This is a genomic window from Staphylococcus caeli, assembly GCF_051413795.1.
In the GTDB taxonomy this organism is placed as follows: domain Bacteria; phylum Bacillota; class Bacilli; order Staphylococcales; family Staphylococcaceae; genus Staphylococcus; species Staphylococcus caeli_A.
The window spans coordinates 1-13,987 of sequence record NZ_JBOIRQ010000034.1; the positions used below are offsets into that span (position 1 = coordinate 1).

At 34.1% G+C, this 13,987-nt stretch carries 12 protein-coding genes; 5 read left to right on the forward strand and 7 right to left on the reverse strand.

Features of this window, described 5'->3' with window-relative positions; genetic code table 11:
* Positions 1-117: 117 nt before the first annotated feature.
* A complete protein-coding gene (locus ACSULM_RS11965) occupies positions 118-255 on the reverse strand; it encodes a hypothetical protein (protein ID WP_436863008.1) in 138 nt (45 codons plus the stop codon).
* Between the two features lie 599 nt (positions 256-854).
* On the opposite strand from ACSULM_RS11965, the gene ACSULM_RS11970 reads away from it, so the two are divergent.
* The gene (locus tag ACSULM_RS11970) at positions 855-2,807 is read left to right on the forward strand and encodes a fructose-1,6-bisphosphatase (RefSeq protein ID WP_436863010.1); all 1,953 of its coding nucleotides are present in this window, start codon (positions 855-857) and stop codon (positions 2,805-2,807) included.
* Between the two features lie 44 nt (positions 2,808-2,851).
* On the opposite strand, the gene ACSULM_RS11975 is transcribed toward ACSULM_RS11970, so the two are convergent.
* Positions 2,852-4,627: a cation:proton antiporter gene (locus ACSULM_RS11975; RefSeq protein ID WP_436863025.1), complete on the reverse strand. Its 1,776-nt coding sequence runs from the start codon at positions 4,625-4,627 to the stop codon at positions 2,852-2,854.
* A 337-nt stretch (positions 4,628-4,964) separates the two neighbouring features.
* On the opposite strand from ACSULM_RS11975, the gene ACSULM_RS11980 reads away from it, so the two are divergent.
* Positions 4,965-6,032: a YkvI family membrane protein gene (locus tag ACSULM_RS11980; RefSeq protein WP_436863012.1), complete on the forward strand. Its 1,068-nt coding sequence runs from the start codon at positions 4,965-4,967 to the stop codon at positions 6,030-6,032.
* Positions 6,033-6,178: 146 nt separating this feature from the next.
* Positions 6,179-7,594 (forward strand): anion permease, encoded by a 1,416-nt coding sequence (locus tag ACSULM_RS11985; RefSeq protein ID WP_436863013.1) that lies wholly within the window; start codon positions 6,179-6,181, stop codon positions 7,592-7,594.
* Between the two features lie 181 nt (positions 7,595-7,775).
* Here ACSULM_RS11985 and mhqD read toward each other — a convergent pair whose 3' ends face one another.
* The 3 genes from mhqD to ACSULM_RS12000 all read right to left on the reverse strand — a co-directional run bounded on the left by mhqD (position 7,776) and on the right by ACSULM_RS12000 (position 9,913).
* Positions 7,776-8,375, reverse strand: coding sequence for a methylhydroquinone degradation carboxylesterase MhqD (mhqD, locus tag ACSULM_RS11990; protein WP_436863014.1), 600 nt, complete (start codon positions 8,373-8,375; stop codon positions 7,776-7,778).
* Positions 8,376-8,453: 78 nt separating this feature from the next.
* Positions 8,454-9,410, reverse strand: a complete 957-nt coding sequence (mhqE, locus tag ACSULM_RS11995; RefSeq protein WP_436863016.1) for a ring-cleaving dioxygenase MhqE — start codon at positions 9,408-9,410, stop codon at positions 8,454-8,456.
* A gap of 71 nt (positions 9,411-9,481) precedes the next feature.
* On the reverse strand, positions 9,482-9,913 hold the full coding sequence (locus ACSULM_RS12000) for a MarR family winged helix-turn-helix transcriptional regulator (protein WP_436863018.1): 432 nt from the start codon (positions 9,911-9,913) through the stop codon (positions 9,482-9,484).
* Between the two features lie 243 nt (positions 9,914-10,156).
* Here ACSULM_RS12000 and aldA point away from each other — a divergent pair, with 243 nt between their 5' ends.
* Complete coding sequence (aldA, locus tag ACSULM_RS12005; protein ID WP_436863019.1) at positions 10,157-11,581, forward strand: aldehyde dehydrogenase; 1,425 nt, start codon at positions 10,157-10,159, stop codon at positions 11,579-11,581.
* A 171-nt stretch (positions 11,582-11,752) separates the two neighbouring features.
* On the opposite strand, the gene ACSULM_RS12010 is transcribed toward aldA, so the two are convergent.
* Together ACSULM_RS12010 and ACSULM_RS12015 are read right to left on the reverse strand one after the other, a co-directional pair.
* On the reverse strand, positions 11,753-12,205 hold the full coding sequence (locus tag ACSULM_RS12010; protein ID WP_436863020.1) for a YehR family lipoprotein: 453 nt from the start codon (positions 12,203-12,205) through the stop codon (positions 11,753-11,755).
* Positions 12,206-12,384: 179 nt separating this feature from the next.
* Entirely contained in the window at positions 12,385-13,362 is a 978-nt protein-coding gene (locus tag ACSULM_RS12015) for a metal ABC transporter solute-binding protein, Zn/Mn family (protein WP_436863022.1), read from the reverse strand.
* A 176-nt stretch (positions 13,363-13,538) separates the two neighbouring features.
* Here ACSULM_RS12015 and ACSULM_RS12020 point away from each other — a divergent pair, with 176 nt between their 5' ends.
* Positions 13,539-13,817: a GNAT family N-acetyltransferase gene (locus tag ACSULM_RS12020; protein ID WP_436863023.1), complete on the forward strand. Its 279-nt coding sequence runs from the start codon at positions 13,539-13,541 to the stop codon at positions 13,815-13,817.
* Positions 13,818-13,987: the final 170 nt, after the last annotated feature.

Sequence of the window (13,987 nt, forward strand, 5' to 3'; positions counted from 1 at the left end):
GGACGATCTACTCCTCTCTATAACTATAAAAAATAGCTATGAAAAAATCTATCGTCATAGATTTCTTCATAGCTAATCTTAGTATGTTTATTGTCCTTTTTTACTTCAACAAAAAAGCTAACTTCCCCCTTTGAAGTTAGCTTCATCTATATATAATTTCCCCCATCGTGCTTCGATATTCGAAGCAAAGACTTGATCTTTCAAATCACCATAGTCAATATCTAAATGAACTGAAAATGCTTTGAAATAGATCATAAAATGTCCCTCTACTTAACGACATTTAGTCACCCTTATGTAATCTTTTATACATATGTATCACATTCTCAAGTCATTTTTCGTCTTGACTCGTTAGAAAAAGTCATGAAACAAAATTCCCCTATATAATTTTGTTACATGCATTCATTATACAAAAAATCTCATAAAATAAAACATCATTCTCAAATTTTTTTATATTCCCCTAAAAATACGAAGGTCAAAAATCATCACAAACCTTTATTCAAAGCCATTTTAAGCCAATTAAAATATAATGGTAATTTTACACAATTATAAAGTAGTATATTTTATTTAAATTCATAAAATCACATTTTTGACACAACTATTATATAAATACCTTATTTTTTATATTTGAGTTACATAATCAAAATAAATATAAACATACTTACGGAACGCTTAGTTAAAAGCATTTCAATTTTTTCACTTTGCAATCCATTTTTTAGAATTTATTTTATGTTCATAATATAATAAGAAATAGACAAAGTCATTACAATTAATGCTACAATAAGAAACATATCATGAAAGCGTTTTATCCAACGTGTTTCATAACATAGAAATTTATACAACTGGAGTGACATAACATGCATAAAACAGTAGATAAAAGCATAAAAGATAGATTTTTGGATTTACTTTCAGAGCAGTATAGTACTAAGGAAGAACTGGCAACGGAAATTATTAATTTAGAGTCAATCCTTGAACTACCTAAAGGTACAGAACACTTTGTCAGTGACCTGCATGGTGAATTTCATGCCTTTCAACACGTGTTGCGCAACGGCTCAGGTAACGTTCGCTCGAAAATCAACGATATTTTCCAAGATACTTTAACACGTAAAGAAATTAATGAGTTCTCAGCACTTGTTTATTATCCAGAAGAAAAATTGAAATTAATCAAAAACAGCTTTAGTTCAAAGTCAGAACTCAATGAATGGTATATTACAACAATTAATCGACTAATCAAACTCATCACATACGCGTCATCCAAATATACTCGTACAAAACTACGTAAATCACTACCAAAAAATTATGTATTTATAGTAGAAGAGTTACTCTATAAAAGTAATAAATATAATAACAAACGTTCATACTATGAAACATTAATTAATCAAATTGTAGAATTAGAACAATCTGATGATTTAATAATTGGATTATCCTTTACAGTACAACACCTTGTAGTAAATCATTTACATGTTGTTGGCGATATTTATGATCGTGGACCAGAACCAGACAAAATTATGGAAACTTTAATAGATTATCCATCTGTTGATATTCAATGGGGTAATCATGATGTACTGTGGATTGGTGCATATGCAGGTTCTAAAGTTTGTTTAGCCAATCTCCTACGTATATGTGCGCGTTACGATAATTTAGACATTATCGAAGATGCTTATGGCATTAATCTACGCCCATTATTAACACTAGCCGAAAAATATTACGATGGTAAAAACTCAGCTTTCAGACCCAAAAATGCTGAACACTTAACTGAATTAGAATTGGAACAAATTACAAAAATCCACCAAGCTATTGCAATGATTCAATTTAAATTAGAAGCACCCATTATTAAACGTCGCCCAACTTTCGAGATGGACGAACGTTTAGTACTTGAAAGCATTGATTTCGAAAAAAATGAGGCAACGTTATATGGTAAAACGTATCCGTTAGAAAATACTTGTTTCCAAACTATTGATCCAAACAATCCTAATGCACTTTTAGACGAAGAGTCAGAAGTGATGGACAAATTATTATTATCTGTGCAACAATCAGAAAAATTAAAACGTCATATGACATTTTTAATGCAAAAAGGCACACTTTACTTACCATACAACGGCAACTTATTAATTCATGGTTGTATCCCTGTCGATGAACATGGCGAAATGGAAGCAATGGTTATTGATGGCGTTAAATGTTATGGCAGAGACTTACTTGATCATTTTGAAGCGTATGTTAGAGAAGCCTTTGACCATAAAGATGTCCAAGACGATTTAGCAACTGACTTAGTATGGTACTTATGGACTGGAAAATATTCATCACTATTTGGCAAACGTGCAATGACGACATTTGAGCGTTATTTCATTAAAGATAAGACTGCACACAAAGAAACGAAGAATCCTTATTATCATTTACGTGAAGATGTTGATATGTGTAGAAAAATGATTAAAGATTTCGGTCTAGATCCGGAGCAAGGTCATATTATAAATGGCCATACACCCGTTAAAGAAATTGATGGCGAAGACCCAATTAAAGCTGACGGCAAAATGATTGTCATTGATGGTGGTTTTTCTAAAGCATATCAATCTACAACTGGTATCGCCGGTTACACATTGCTATATAATTCATTCGGTATGCAACTTGTGGCACATCAACACTTCAATTCTAAAAAGCATGTATTGCTAAATGGTGCAGATGAACTATCCATTCGCCGCGTTGTAGATAAAGAACTACAACGTAAAAAAATACGTGATACAAATACAGGACAAGAAATACAAGAAAAAATAAACATCTTAAAAGAACTCATGCATGACCGCTTTGTAAATTAACAAAATCCCCCAATTGCAAAATTTGCTGCAGTTGGGGGATATTTTTATATATTCAAATGTAAATAGGCATCTTTTAAATAGCCAATCACACCATTGTCTGTGTGTGTAAGTGCTTGATTGCCGCGTTTAAATGTAACCTCATGTTGTTCACTAATATGATAGAGTACCATATCATTTTCTGTTAATTGATCCCTATTGTGCGCTTCTATTTCTAGAATATTATGTTCTACAATAAACCGATTAAACCAATGTGTTGTCATATCATCATCAAAAAGAATATGATTTTTGATTGGTCCTTCTACATTGCTACGCGCATGTGCATCCGAAAACGATACTGGCATCATATTCACATTTTTCAAACCAAATTCTGGCACCAATTCATTAAAAGCCAAGCTATTAAATACAAATGATTGCGTCATTAATAAACATTTATTGTATCGAGTCATATCAGCATAGATACGATCACTACTAGAAAGTAAGTTGCCTTCAAACACTTCAAAATCCAAATCATAAGCGCGATCAGACGTATTGCTAAATAAATTAAATGTCATAACAGGAATATGGTGTTCTCTTAACTTCGCTCCTAAATGAAATGAAAACTCACTTTCCCCGACGATGATAACGCCTGGCGGTTCAGTGCTAGAAAGGCGCATCACCTTACTCAGTGGAACGAAGCTAAAACCGTAAATCACAACTGTAATAAAGACAAGCCCAAAAGTGACAGGCGTGATAAATTCAGCCATTGGTGTTCCTTTTTTAATAAATAATCCTGCGAAAAATTGTGCAACTGTTAATACCACAATTCCGCGTGGAGCCATTAATGAAACCATTGCCCTTTCACGCTTAGATATTTCAGTTCCTATTGTAGAAAGTATGATAGACAATGGTCTAACTAAAATAATCATAACACCGCAGAAAATGAACAATTTCCAAGATATGACACTTTCCAAAACATTTAGTGTTAATGATGACGTAATTAAAATGAAGACCGTTGATACCATGATAGAAGACGCATTTTCAATAAAATGATCTGACTCTTTAAAGATTAAATCATGTCGCTTCATTCGAGCCATCATTAAACCAAATATTGTTACCGCTAATAATCCAGATTCACGTAATATTTCATCGCATAGCGCAAATATTAATAAAATAAACACTAATTGTATCGGTGGCATTAAATTTTGTGGAATCGCATCACGTTTAATCAACCACATAAATAAATATGATGCACCAAAACCAATGATAATTGCAATAACCAAGCGAAGAACAAAGCTTAAAATGATTCCAAATTCGAAGCCTTGTTCAATGATTTGAAATACATAAAATGCACCCAGTGCTAACATCGGTCCAATTGGATCTAAGATGATACTTTCCCATCGTAGAATTGAATCGACACTTTTCCTTACTTTCGCTTGTTTTAATAATGGTTGAATCACTGTGGGTCCTGTGATTAAAAACAAGCCACCTAACACAAGAGAAATCGTAATTGAAAAACCTAAGATCACATGTAGCGCAATCGACCCAAGTATCCAAGCAATCACCGCACCTACTGTTATAATTCTGATGACGGCTTTGGAGATACCCTTCAATTCCCGAAAATCTAAATTGCTACTACCTTCGAATAATATAATTGCGACCGCTAGTGAGACAATAGGGCTGAATACCGCTTCACCTAAACTATGTTGCGGATTTATTAATCCTAATATAGGTCCTACCAGTAGCCCCACAATTGCCATGACGACAATAGACGGCCATTTAATCTTTGTTGCTAACCATTGGCTAAAAATGCCCAATGCTAAAAATATAACAATCAGTAACATTAACGGTAAATTTAATAAAGTCACTTTGTTCCCTCTCTCTACGGCATATATTGTGCACGACTCTCATTTGTGCTATATCACTATTCATATCGACATGTAAAAACATGTAGGTTTTTATATGTTCTTTGAACTTCTCAGTGTACCCCTTCTAATGATATTTAATCAAATTACTTCAAGAACATACTATACATGATAATTGTATATTTCATGTAAACAATTGTGTAAACAATATACCTTTCTAATTTATCTTTTCACTTTTTTCAGATAAACTTACTAATTGTGCAGCAATGATAGTGTGTTGCATCTATTTTATATCCAAGAAAGGATTTCAAGTTTTATGAAAAACTTAAAAGAAATTATAACGGTCGCCTTTGCTTTTGTTGGCGTCGTTGTAGGTGCCGGATTTGCAACTGGCCAAGAGATATTTCAATTTTTTACAAGTAATGGCTACTTCAGCATTTTCGGTGTGCTTATTACTGGTTTGATTATTACGATTGGTGGCATTTTTGTACTACATACAGGTTTCAAATTACGTTCGCATAATCATACTGAATCTATTAAATACTATCTTCCACGGTCAATCGCAACAATATTTGATATTGTCTTAACTTTATTTTTATTTGCATTAGCTATGATTATGACTGCTGGTGGCGTTTCGACTATTCATGAAAGTTTCGGCGTACCTTATGTATTAAGCTCCGCAATCTTGGTTATGATTATTTTACTAACTTTATTTTTAAAATTTGACCGTCTTATTACGGTATTAGGCGTTGTTACACCATTTTTAGTAATCATTGTAACCATCGTTGCCGGTTATTATTTATCGACAGGTCACTTACACTTCGAAGCTGCGAATCTCTATGCCAATAGTGAAGGACATTCTGATAAATGGTGGTGGTTTGATGCCATCAATTACGGCAGCTTACAAATTGCTGCAGCATTTAGCTTCCTTTCAGTCATGGGCGGCCGTTTAAAATCTGAAACATCCACAATTTGGGGTGGCATTATCGGTGGTATCATCATCACCTTTTTACTGCTCATGCTTAATCTAGGTATGATTGCTCAATTTTCAGAAATCACAAATGTTGCTTTACCTTCGTTACTATTAGCTAAAAATATTTCACCAATCATTGGACTATTTATGTCAATTGTCATGGTACTCGTTATTTATAATACTGTTGTCGGATTGATGTACGCATTTGCTTCGAGATTTACAGAACCTTATACAAAACCTTATTACATCATGATTATCATTATGGCAATCGTTACATTTGCTGCAACATTTATAGGATTTATTGCACTGATTGGTAGAGTATTCCCAATCATGGGTATTTTCGGCTTTATCTTGCTCATTCCAATTTTTATAAAAGGTATCTTGCGAAAAAAATCTGCCAACGCTAAGTGATGCTAATGTAGTTCATCTTATCTTTACAAGCGGAACCCATATAACTATAATGATTATGAAAAATATTATAATAAAGTAATAGGATTTCATTCCACTTTACTATGTATCTTTTCTAAATAGAAAGTTAAGAAAGGTGTTCCTCAATTGTGAATCACAATATTAATTACAAAAAGTTCATCGTTCCTATCGTTGTCGGCATCATCATCTGGTTACTAACCCCTATTCGACCAGAAGGTTTAGATAGCGCAGCATGGCACATGTTCGCCATCTTTGTAGCAACGATCATTGGTTGTATCACACACCCCCTCCCTATTGGCGCAGTTGCCATGATTGGATTTACATTAACAGTATTAACGGGTACTGCCAAAATAGATACCGCCGTTGCAGGATTTGGTAATAGTAGTATCTGGCTAATCGCTATGGCATTTTTCATTTCCAGAGGTTTCGTCAAGACTGGCCTCGGCAGACGTATCGCTTTACAATTTGTGAAATTATTCGGTAAGAAAACGCTCGGACTGGGTTATTCACTCATCGGCGTAGATTTAATCCTTGCACCAGCAACACCTAGTAATACTGCACGTGCTGGCGGCATTATGTTCCCGATTATTAATGCGTTGTCTCGTTCATTCGGCTCTAAACCGGAAGATGGTACACAACGTAAGATGGGTGCATTTTTAATCTTCACAGAATTTCACGGTAATTTAATAACGGCAGCTATGTTTCTAACAGCAATGGCAGGCAATCCCCTTGCTCAGTCACTTGCAAAACATCAAGGTGTCGATATTACTTGGATGCAATGGTTTTTAGCAGCACTCATTCCTGGTGTTATATCTTTGATTCTCGTACCATTAATTATTTATAAAATGTATCCTCCTGAAATCAAGGAAACACCAAATGCAAAATCTTGGGCTCAAAATGAATTAAAAGAAATGGGTATCATGGCGAAAAGTGAAAAATTCATGATTGGTATTTTTGTCATTGCCTTAGCCTTATGGGTATTAGGTAGCACGTTAAATATCAATGCCACATTAACGGCCTTTATCGCCCTGTCGCTATTACTTATTACTGGCGTCTTAACTTGGAATGATGTCCTGAAAGAAACAGGCGCTTGGAATACATTAGTCTGGTTCTCAATATTAGTCATGATGGCCAATCAATTAAATGAACTCGGTTTTATTCCATGGCTTAGTAAATCAATTTCTGGAAGTTTAGGCGGGCTAAGTTGGCCAATTGTATTAGTTATTCTAATCGTCTTTTACTTCTATTCACATTACTTATTTGCAAGTTCGACAGCACATGTAAGTGCGATGTATTCAGCATTACTTGGCGTAGCAATTGCAACAGGTGCACCACCACTTTACAGTGCATTGATGCTCGGTTTCTTTGGTAACTTAATGGCATCAACAACCCATTACAGTAGTGGTCCAGCACCTATATTATATTCAGCCGGTTATGTATCACAAAATCGCTGGTGGTCTATGAATGCAGTCCTAGCTATCTTCTACTTTATCGTATGGTTAGGTATCGGCTCTCTATGGATGAAACTTATCGGTTTAATGTAATTTTTAACCCTGTGTAACCTTTATATTTAGGAAGTGCGACAGAAATCAAATTTCCTAATAGAGATCTCGTAGTCCTCCCCTTACAAGGATGACTATAGGATTGAAAAAAGAAGCTGAGACAAATAGATGTCTCAGCTTCTTTTTTAATTGAATCATTACGCGGGGCTTTTTATTTTATTGATTAATCCATTGCATTTAGTAAATCTCGTCCTGCTGCTACACCATCTTGCGTTAATTCATGACTATTTACCCAAATTTGAGTGACCTCAGCACCACGACGTTTGAATATATCAATAACGTTCTTACTATCTTGCATAGTTACGATTGGATCATGTTCACCCATTGATAATAATACTTTCATGCCACTTAAATCTTTATCATTTGCAATATCAACGGGATACAGTGGTGCATATAACAATGCAGCTTTAAATGAAATATCTGAATGTAAGATCATACTTATTGCAATATTAGAACCATTTGAAAATCCAACTGGTATCGCTTTTGACAAATCAAAATGATATCGCTCAGCAGCTTGCTGTATTAATGAAATTAGCCTGTCTGTACGAAGTTTCAAATCCTCTATATCATATTGTCCTTCTCCATGACGTTTAAAGAATCGATTCATACCATTTTCAGATACCTCTCCTCGTATGCTTAACACATTATAATTCGGGTTAAGCAACTCGCTTAATGGTAATAAATCACGTTCGTCGCCTCCTGTACCATGTAATAAAATCAATGTTGGTGCATTAGCCTCACCAGCTCTAAAAATATGTTCCATCCTAATTCAGACTCCTTTTAATGAATTATAATTACGATATGATTTAGTAGTAATAGTAATCACCTTATCTGTCTTAATTTATCTACGTGTATCAAAAGGTCTAATTTCTGATTCAATATACGCTCTTTGCGCTTCTAAAAATGGTGGCAGCGCCAAACTTTCACCTAACGTTTCATAAGGCTCATCGCCCATAAATCCAGGACCATCAGTGGAAACTTCAATTAATATATGACCAATGCGTGCATATAATGCCTCAAAGTAAAATCTATCCACCAATCCAGAATTACCAATACCTAATGCTTGGTATTTTTCCTGCCATTGCTTTATCGCTGCATGGTCTTTTAGTCTAAATGAAACATGATGTACTTCACCATATCCCTGTCTTGATTCAGGGCTTTCAGTATCTTTTCTTAAAATGACTTGTCCACCATTACCGCCTTCACCGACTTCTAAAATGGCTACATTTTCTTCAGTCATAATCGTTTTCATGCCAAATACTTCTTCTAGTATTTTCATAAAATCTTCAAAATAGCTAACTGTAATTTCAATAGGTCCTAGTCCATAAATAGCTTTATCCATTGGTACTGGACCATTTTTCCAGGGTTTGCCTGGCGCTACACCTACATTATGCTCATCAGATATCAGTTGATAACTTTGACCATCAACCTCTTCAAATGGCAACACTTTTGTACCGAAGAGCGTTTGAATTCCCTCATGTTTAACATTGTATTCATTAAATCGTTGTTCATAATAAACTAACGCTTCATCGTTTGGCACTCTAAATGCAGGGCGCGTAATTGAATTCGTACCTGGTGTACCTTTTGGACTATTTGGAAAATCAAAAAATGTCATGTCTGTTCCTGGTGACCCTTCGTCATCTGCAAAAAATGTATGATACGTATAGATATCATCTTGGTTCACCGTTTTTTTAACGAGTCTCATACCTAATACTTCTGTGAAAAATTTATAATTTCTTTCAGCGTCGTCTGTCATTGCAGTAACGTGATGAATGCCTAGTAATTGTGGATTTGTCATAGTAAAAACTCCTTAATATATATTTATCTCGATTTCGTAGTAATTTTTGTTAAAATATTTAAGTGCCGATCCTAATCAATAGGTTGAGCACTTAATTTCTTAAAAGCTTGCTGTAACACGCTTATTTCTTCATCTGTAAGTACGGAAAAAGTAGATTCTAATGTTGATGCATGGGCTGGAAATATTGTATCCATCATGTCACGACCTTGGTCTGTTAATAATGCATTCGTAACACGCTTATCTTTTTCATTACGCTGCCTTACAACACAGCCCTTTTCTTCTAATTTATCCACTACATAGGTAATGCTACTACTTGCTATCAACACACGATTACCAATGCGTTGAATAGGCTGTGGTCCTTTATTATAGAGCAATTCCATTACAGCAAATTCTGTAACATTCAATCCATAACGTTGGACGTCTATTCTAACAATTTTCATTAGATGATCTAAGGTTCGATTTAAGCCAACAAATGTATTTAAAGATTCTTTTGTACGATTCATGTATTCACCAACCTTTTAAAAATATTTCGAATTCGAGATAAATTATAACGCTGTAATTAACAAGTGTCAATAATTAAGTATAAAAAATATACTCAAATCTATAAATACCCATACCTATGCTTTTTATCGCTATTAGCGTAATCAAACCACGTTTACAACAAAACAGTCTATTCATTTTTAAAATGCTAATTTCGTTTTTCATCATCGCTTAAGTGGTATGCATATATTGTGGAGGTGTCATGAATGAATCAATTATTTATAAACAATGAATTTGTAACAAGTCAATCTACTGACACAATGGACGTTATTAATCCTGCAACAGGTGAACAGATAGATACAATTACATTTGCGACTGAAAGCGAAGTCAATGATGCTATTGATAAATCAAAGCAAGCACAACTAGAATGGGAAAAAGTACCTGAACCAACACGTGCGGATCACGTAAAGCTACTCATTCCCTTACTAGAACAAAATAAAGATACATTAGCAGAACTTTATGTAAAAGAACAAGGTAAAACTATAGCTTCAGCAAAAGGTGAGATAGACAAAGCTATTCAGTTCATCGATTATATGACGAGCTTAAGCATGAACAATAAAGGTGAAGTCTTACAAAATCATCGTGAAAATGAAACGATTATGCTTACAAAGAAAGCGATTGGTGTTACTGCTGGTATCGTCCCTTGGAATGCTCCAATTTTAGTATTAATGAGAAAAATCATTCCTGCTGTCATCACTGGTTGCTCCGCTGTCATTAAGCCAAGTGAAGCAACCTCTTTAATTACATTAAAGATTGCTGAATTACTGCGCGCTTCAACAATACCAGCTGGTTTAATCCAAATAGTACCTGGTAGAGGTGAAACTGTAGGTACGCAACTTGCACAACATCCTGATATTCAACTTATTTCACTGACAGGTAGTATGCGTGCTGGTAAATCTGTTTATGCTGAAAGTGCAAATACAGTTAAAAAAGTGAACCTAGAACTAGGTGGCAATGCACCAGTCATCATCACACCCAATGCAAATTTAGACAAAGCCGTTAATTATATTGTCACGGCAAGAATCAATAATGCCGGTCAAGTTTGCACGTGTCCTGAACGAATCTTTGTACATCAAGAAGTACATGATACATTTATCCAAAAATTGAAACAACAAATGGAACAATTAAAAGTTGGCGACCCATTTGACGCATCTACAGATTATGGTGCAATCATTAATCAACAACAACTTGATAGTATTGATGAAAAAGTACAAAATGCTATTAACAATGGCGCTAAATTAATTACTGGTGGTCATAAAATCGAACGTTCTGGTTTCTTTTATGCACCTACAATTTTAGATGAAATTAGTCCTGAAGATGCCGCTTTTAAAGAAGAAATATTCGGACCAGTATTACCCGTCGTGACATATACTAATTTTGAAGATGCTATTCATCAAGCTAATGATACGAATGCAGGTCTATCCTCATTTATCTTTTCTGACAATTTACAAGAGGTTATGTTAGCAACAGAAAAACTCAAGTTTGGAGAAGTCTATGCCAATTGTGAAGCCGAAGAAGTCGTTAATGGTTTCCATGCGGGTTGGAGAGAATCAGGCTTAGGCGGTGCTGATGGTATTCGCGGACTAGAAGAATACTATAATACTACTGTGTCTTATATAAGATATGATTAAAAAGTTGACAACTCGCTTCGATATATAACTTATTTTCGGAAAATTTCAAGCGATAAAAAAGCATTCGAGTAATCCAAATGACTCAATAAAGTACATTTAGAAACCCGAATGCCCTATGGTGCAGGTATTGAAATCAAACATGACAACTTGATCTCAATTCACTGCACTTTTTTATTTATCTTCTTTAAATCCTGCTTTTTCTAGCGCTTCTTTTGTTTTCTTATAGCTTACGTCTTTGTCTTTATCTGCATTTGCAAATGCTGACGATTCAATTTTTTTCAATTTCTCTTTATCAACTTTCTCCATATCAACTTTGATAGTTTCAACGGCTTTATCATCCGTATATTTCACTTTTTCTTCTAAACCATCAATATTTTGATATTTTTCGCTTTCTTTATCTAATAATTCTTTAACTTGTTCTTTTTCTACACCATAATCTTTATAATTTAATACAGATTCTGTTTGTTGTTCAGTAACTTTGTCACCTTTATGAGTAAGTTTAGTAGTAATATCTACACCACTTTGATCACCCTTGAATGTGTTCGTTTCTTCTTTTTCACCGCAAGCCGCTAACATGATAATAGCAGTCCCACTTATTGCAGCTAATTTTGTTAATTTATTCATGATATATACACCCTATCCCTTTAGTTGTAATTACTTCATCATTATAACATTAATTTTTTATATTATTATACAATTTTTATGGAAAATTCACACATTATTTACGATAATCTTACAAAATTAAAAAACGCACATGTTCACCAGCGAATATTTTCAGCGTTTTAGACATGTACGTTCCCTTTTTATTCATTTAATGCTTTATTTAATGATTTCATATTTTGTTTCATTAGAGATTGATAAGTCACCTTACTATTATCCGTTTCGTCTTTTGACAGTGTAGCCATATTATGGAAACTTAATGGTGTTGTGTGAGATTCTTTTTGAATTACATCTGTTACTTTAGAGGAGATATTTTGTTCATAGAGTACGTATGGTTGCTTGGTATCATCAATATGGTGAACAATATCCATTAAATCTCTTTGACTTGGCTCTTCATTATTCATACCACTCACACCTTCTTGTTCAAAACCGTAACGATGCGCTAAATAACCAATCGAATCATGTGAAATAATGACTTTATCTCGTTTTGGATGCTTTGTAATGTGCTTCATTTCTTGATCAATGCGTACTAAATCCTCACTTAACACTTTATAATTCTTTTCATAATATGCTTTGTGTCGAGGATCTTTTTTCACCAAATCATCTTTTATGGCTTTCGCAAATTTTTTATTTAAGACTGGATCCAACCACACATGAGGATCTTCACTTCCCGATTCATGTGAATGTGAATGTGCTTCTCCTTCATGTTCATGCTCGTGTTCATGTTCATGTTCATGACTCTCAAGTATGTCCTCACTACTAATACCTTCAGCTACGGGTAATTTTAAATGAGGATTATTAATGGAACTTGCTATTTTTTTTGCCACAAGATCCATTTCATTATTTGAATAAATGAATAAATCTCCCTTCGCAATATTTACCATTTCTTTCTGAGTTGGTTCAAAAGAATGTAAATCTGCCCCAGGTGGGTAAATAGACGCAACATCAACGTATTTGCCACCAATTTGCGCTGTAAAGCTTTGAAAAGCAAATGCTGTCGTATAAATTTTTAGTTTATTATTAGAACTGACGTCTTTTTTCTCTTCATTATTCATATTTCCACATGCACTTACTACAATTGCTATCACACATGTCAATATAATCGATATTATTTTCTTCAAAAAACGCCCCTCCAAATCGAAATTATTCCGTTAAAACTATAAACTTATTTTCTATATTTTTCAATGCTTTTGTCTAAACTATTTAATTTTCTTAATTGTTAATATACCTCAAAGTTGTTTAATATTTTCAAAATGTGATATTTAATAAGTAATTAAGAAATAACAGGGGTGTTAATATGGCTGAAATTAAGCAAGGAAAAAACAAATTTTATATTGGTGACAACGAAAATAATCCTCAAGCACAAATTACATTTCAACAACAAGGTGACAACCAAATTGATATCGATCATACAGGTGTTCCTGATGAACTTGGTGGACAAGGTATCGGCTCAAAATTAGTTGGTGCCGTCGTTGATTATGCTAGAGATAATAATTTAAAAGTAACTGCGTCGTGCCCATTCGCTAAACATGTGATTGAAAAACATGAATCGTATCAAGACGTTTATGTTGATTAGCGTTATAAAGTAAAACTCAATTTTTCTTATATAGTTAACGTGCACTATCTTAAAGTTATAAATGAAAATTTCAACATTAAAGAGTCCGGGACATAAATAAACGTTCCGGACTCTTTTTCAATTAGGCAGTAGATGACTGAATTGAAAATGCGCTTATATCAAGCTTTTTT

What these genes read in the sequence shown, in the direction of transcription:
- ACSULM_RS11975 (WP_436863025.1), bottom strand. Translation starts at nt 4,627, where the DNA reads ATGTTACTGATTGTTATATTTTTAGCATTGGGCATTTTTAGCCAATGG.
- aldA (WP_436863019.1), top strand. Translation starts at nt 10,157, where the DNA reads ATGAATCAATTATTTATAAACAATGAATTTGTAACAAGTCAATCTACT.
- ACSULM_RS12010 (WP_436863020.1), bottom strand. Translation starts at nt 12,205, where the DNA reads ATGAATAAATTAACAAAATTAGCTGCAATAAGTGGGACTGCTATTATC.
- mhqE (WP_436863016.1), bottom strand. Translation starts at nt 9,410, where the DNA reads ATGACAAATCCACAATTACTAGGCATTCATCACGTTACTGCAATGACA.
- mhqD (WP_436863014.1), bottom strand. Translation starts at nt 8,375, where the DNA reads ATGGAACATATTTTTAGAGCTGGTGAGGCTAATGCACCAACATTGATT.
- ACSULM_RS12020 (WP_436863023.1), top strand. Translation starts at nt 13,539, where the DNA reads ATGGCTGAAATTAAGCAAGGAAAAAACAAATTTTATATTGGTGACAAC.
- ACSULM_RS12000 (WP_436863018.1), bottom strand. Translation starts at nt 9,913, where the DNA reads ATGAATCGTACAAAAGAATCTTTAAATACATTTGTTGGCTTAAATCGA.
- ACSULM_RS11965 (WP_436863008.1), bottom strand. Translation starts at nt 255, where the DNA reads ATGATCTATTTCAAAGCATTTTCAGTTCATTTAGATATTGACTATGGT.
- ACSULM_RS11970 (WP_436863010.1), top strand. Translation starts at nt 855, where the DNA reads ATGCATAAAACAGTAGATAAAAGCATAAAAGATAGATTTTTGGATTTA.
- ACSULM_RS11980 (WP_436863012.1), top strand. Translation starts at nt 4,965, where the DNA reads ATGAAAAACTTAAAAGAAATTATAACGGTCGCCTTTGCTTTTGTTGGC.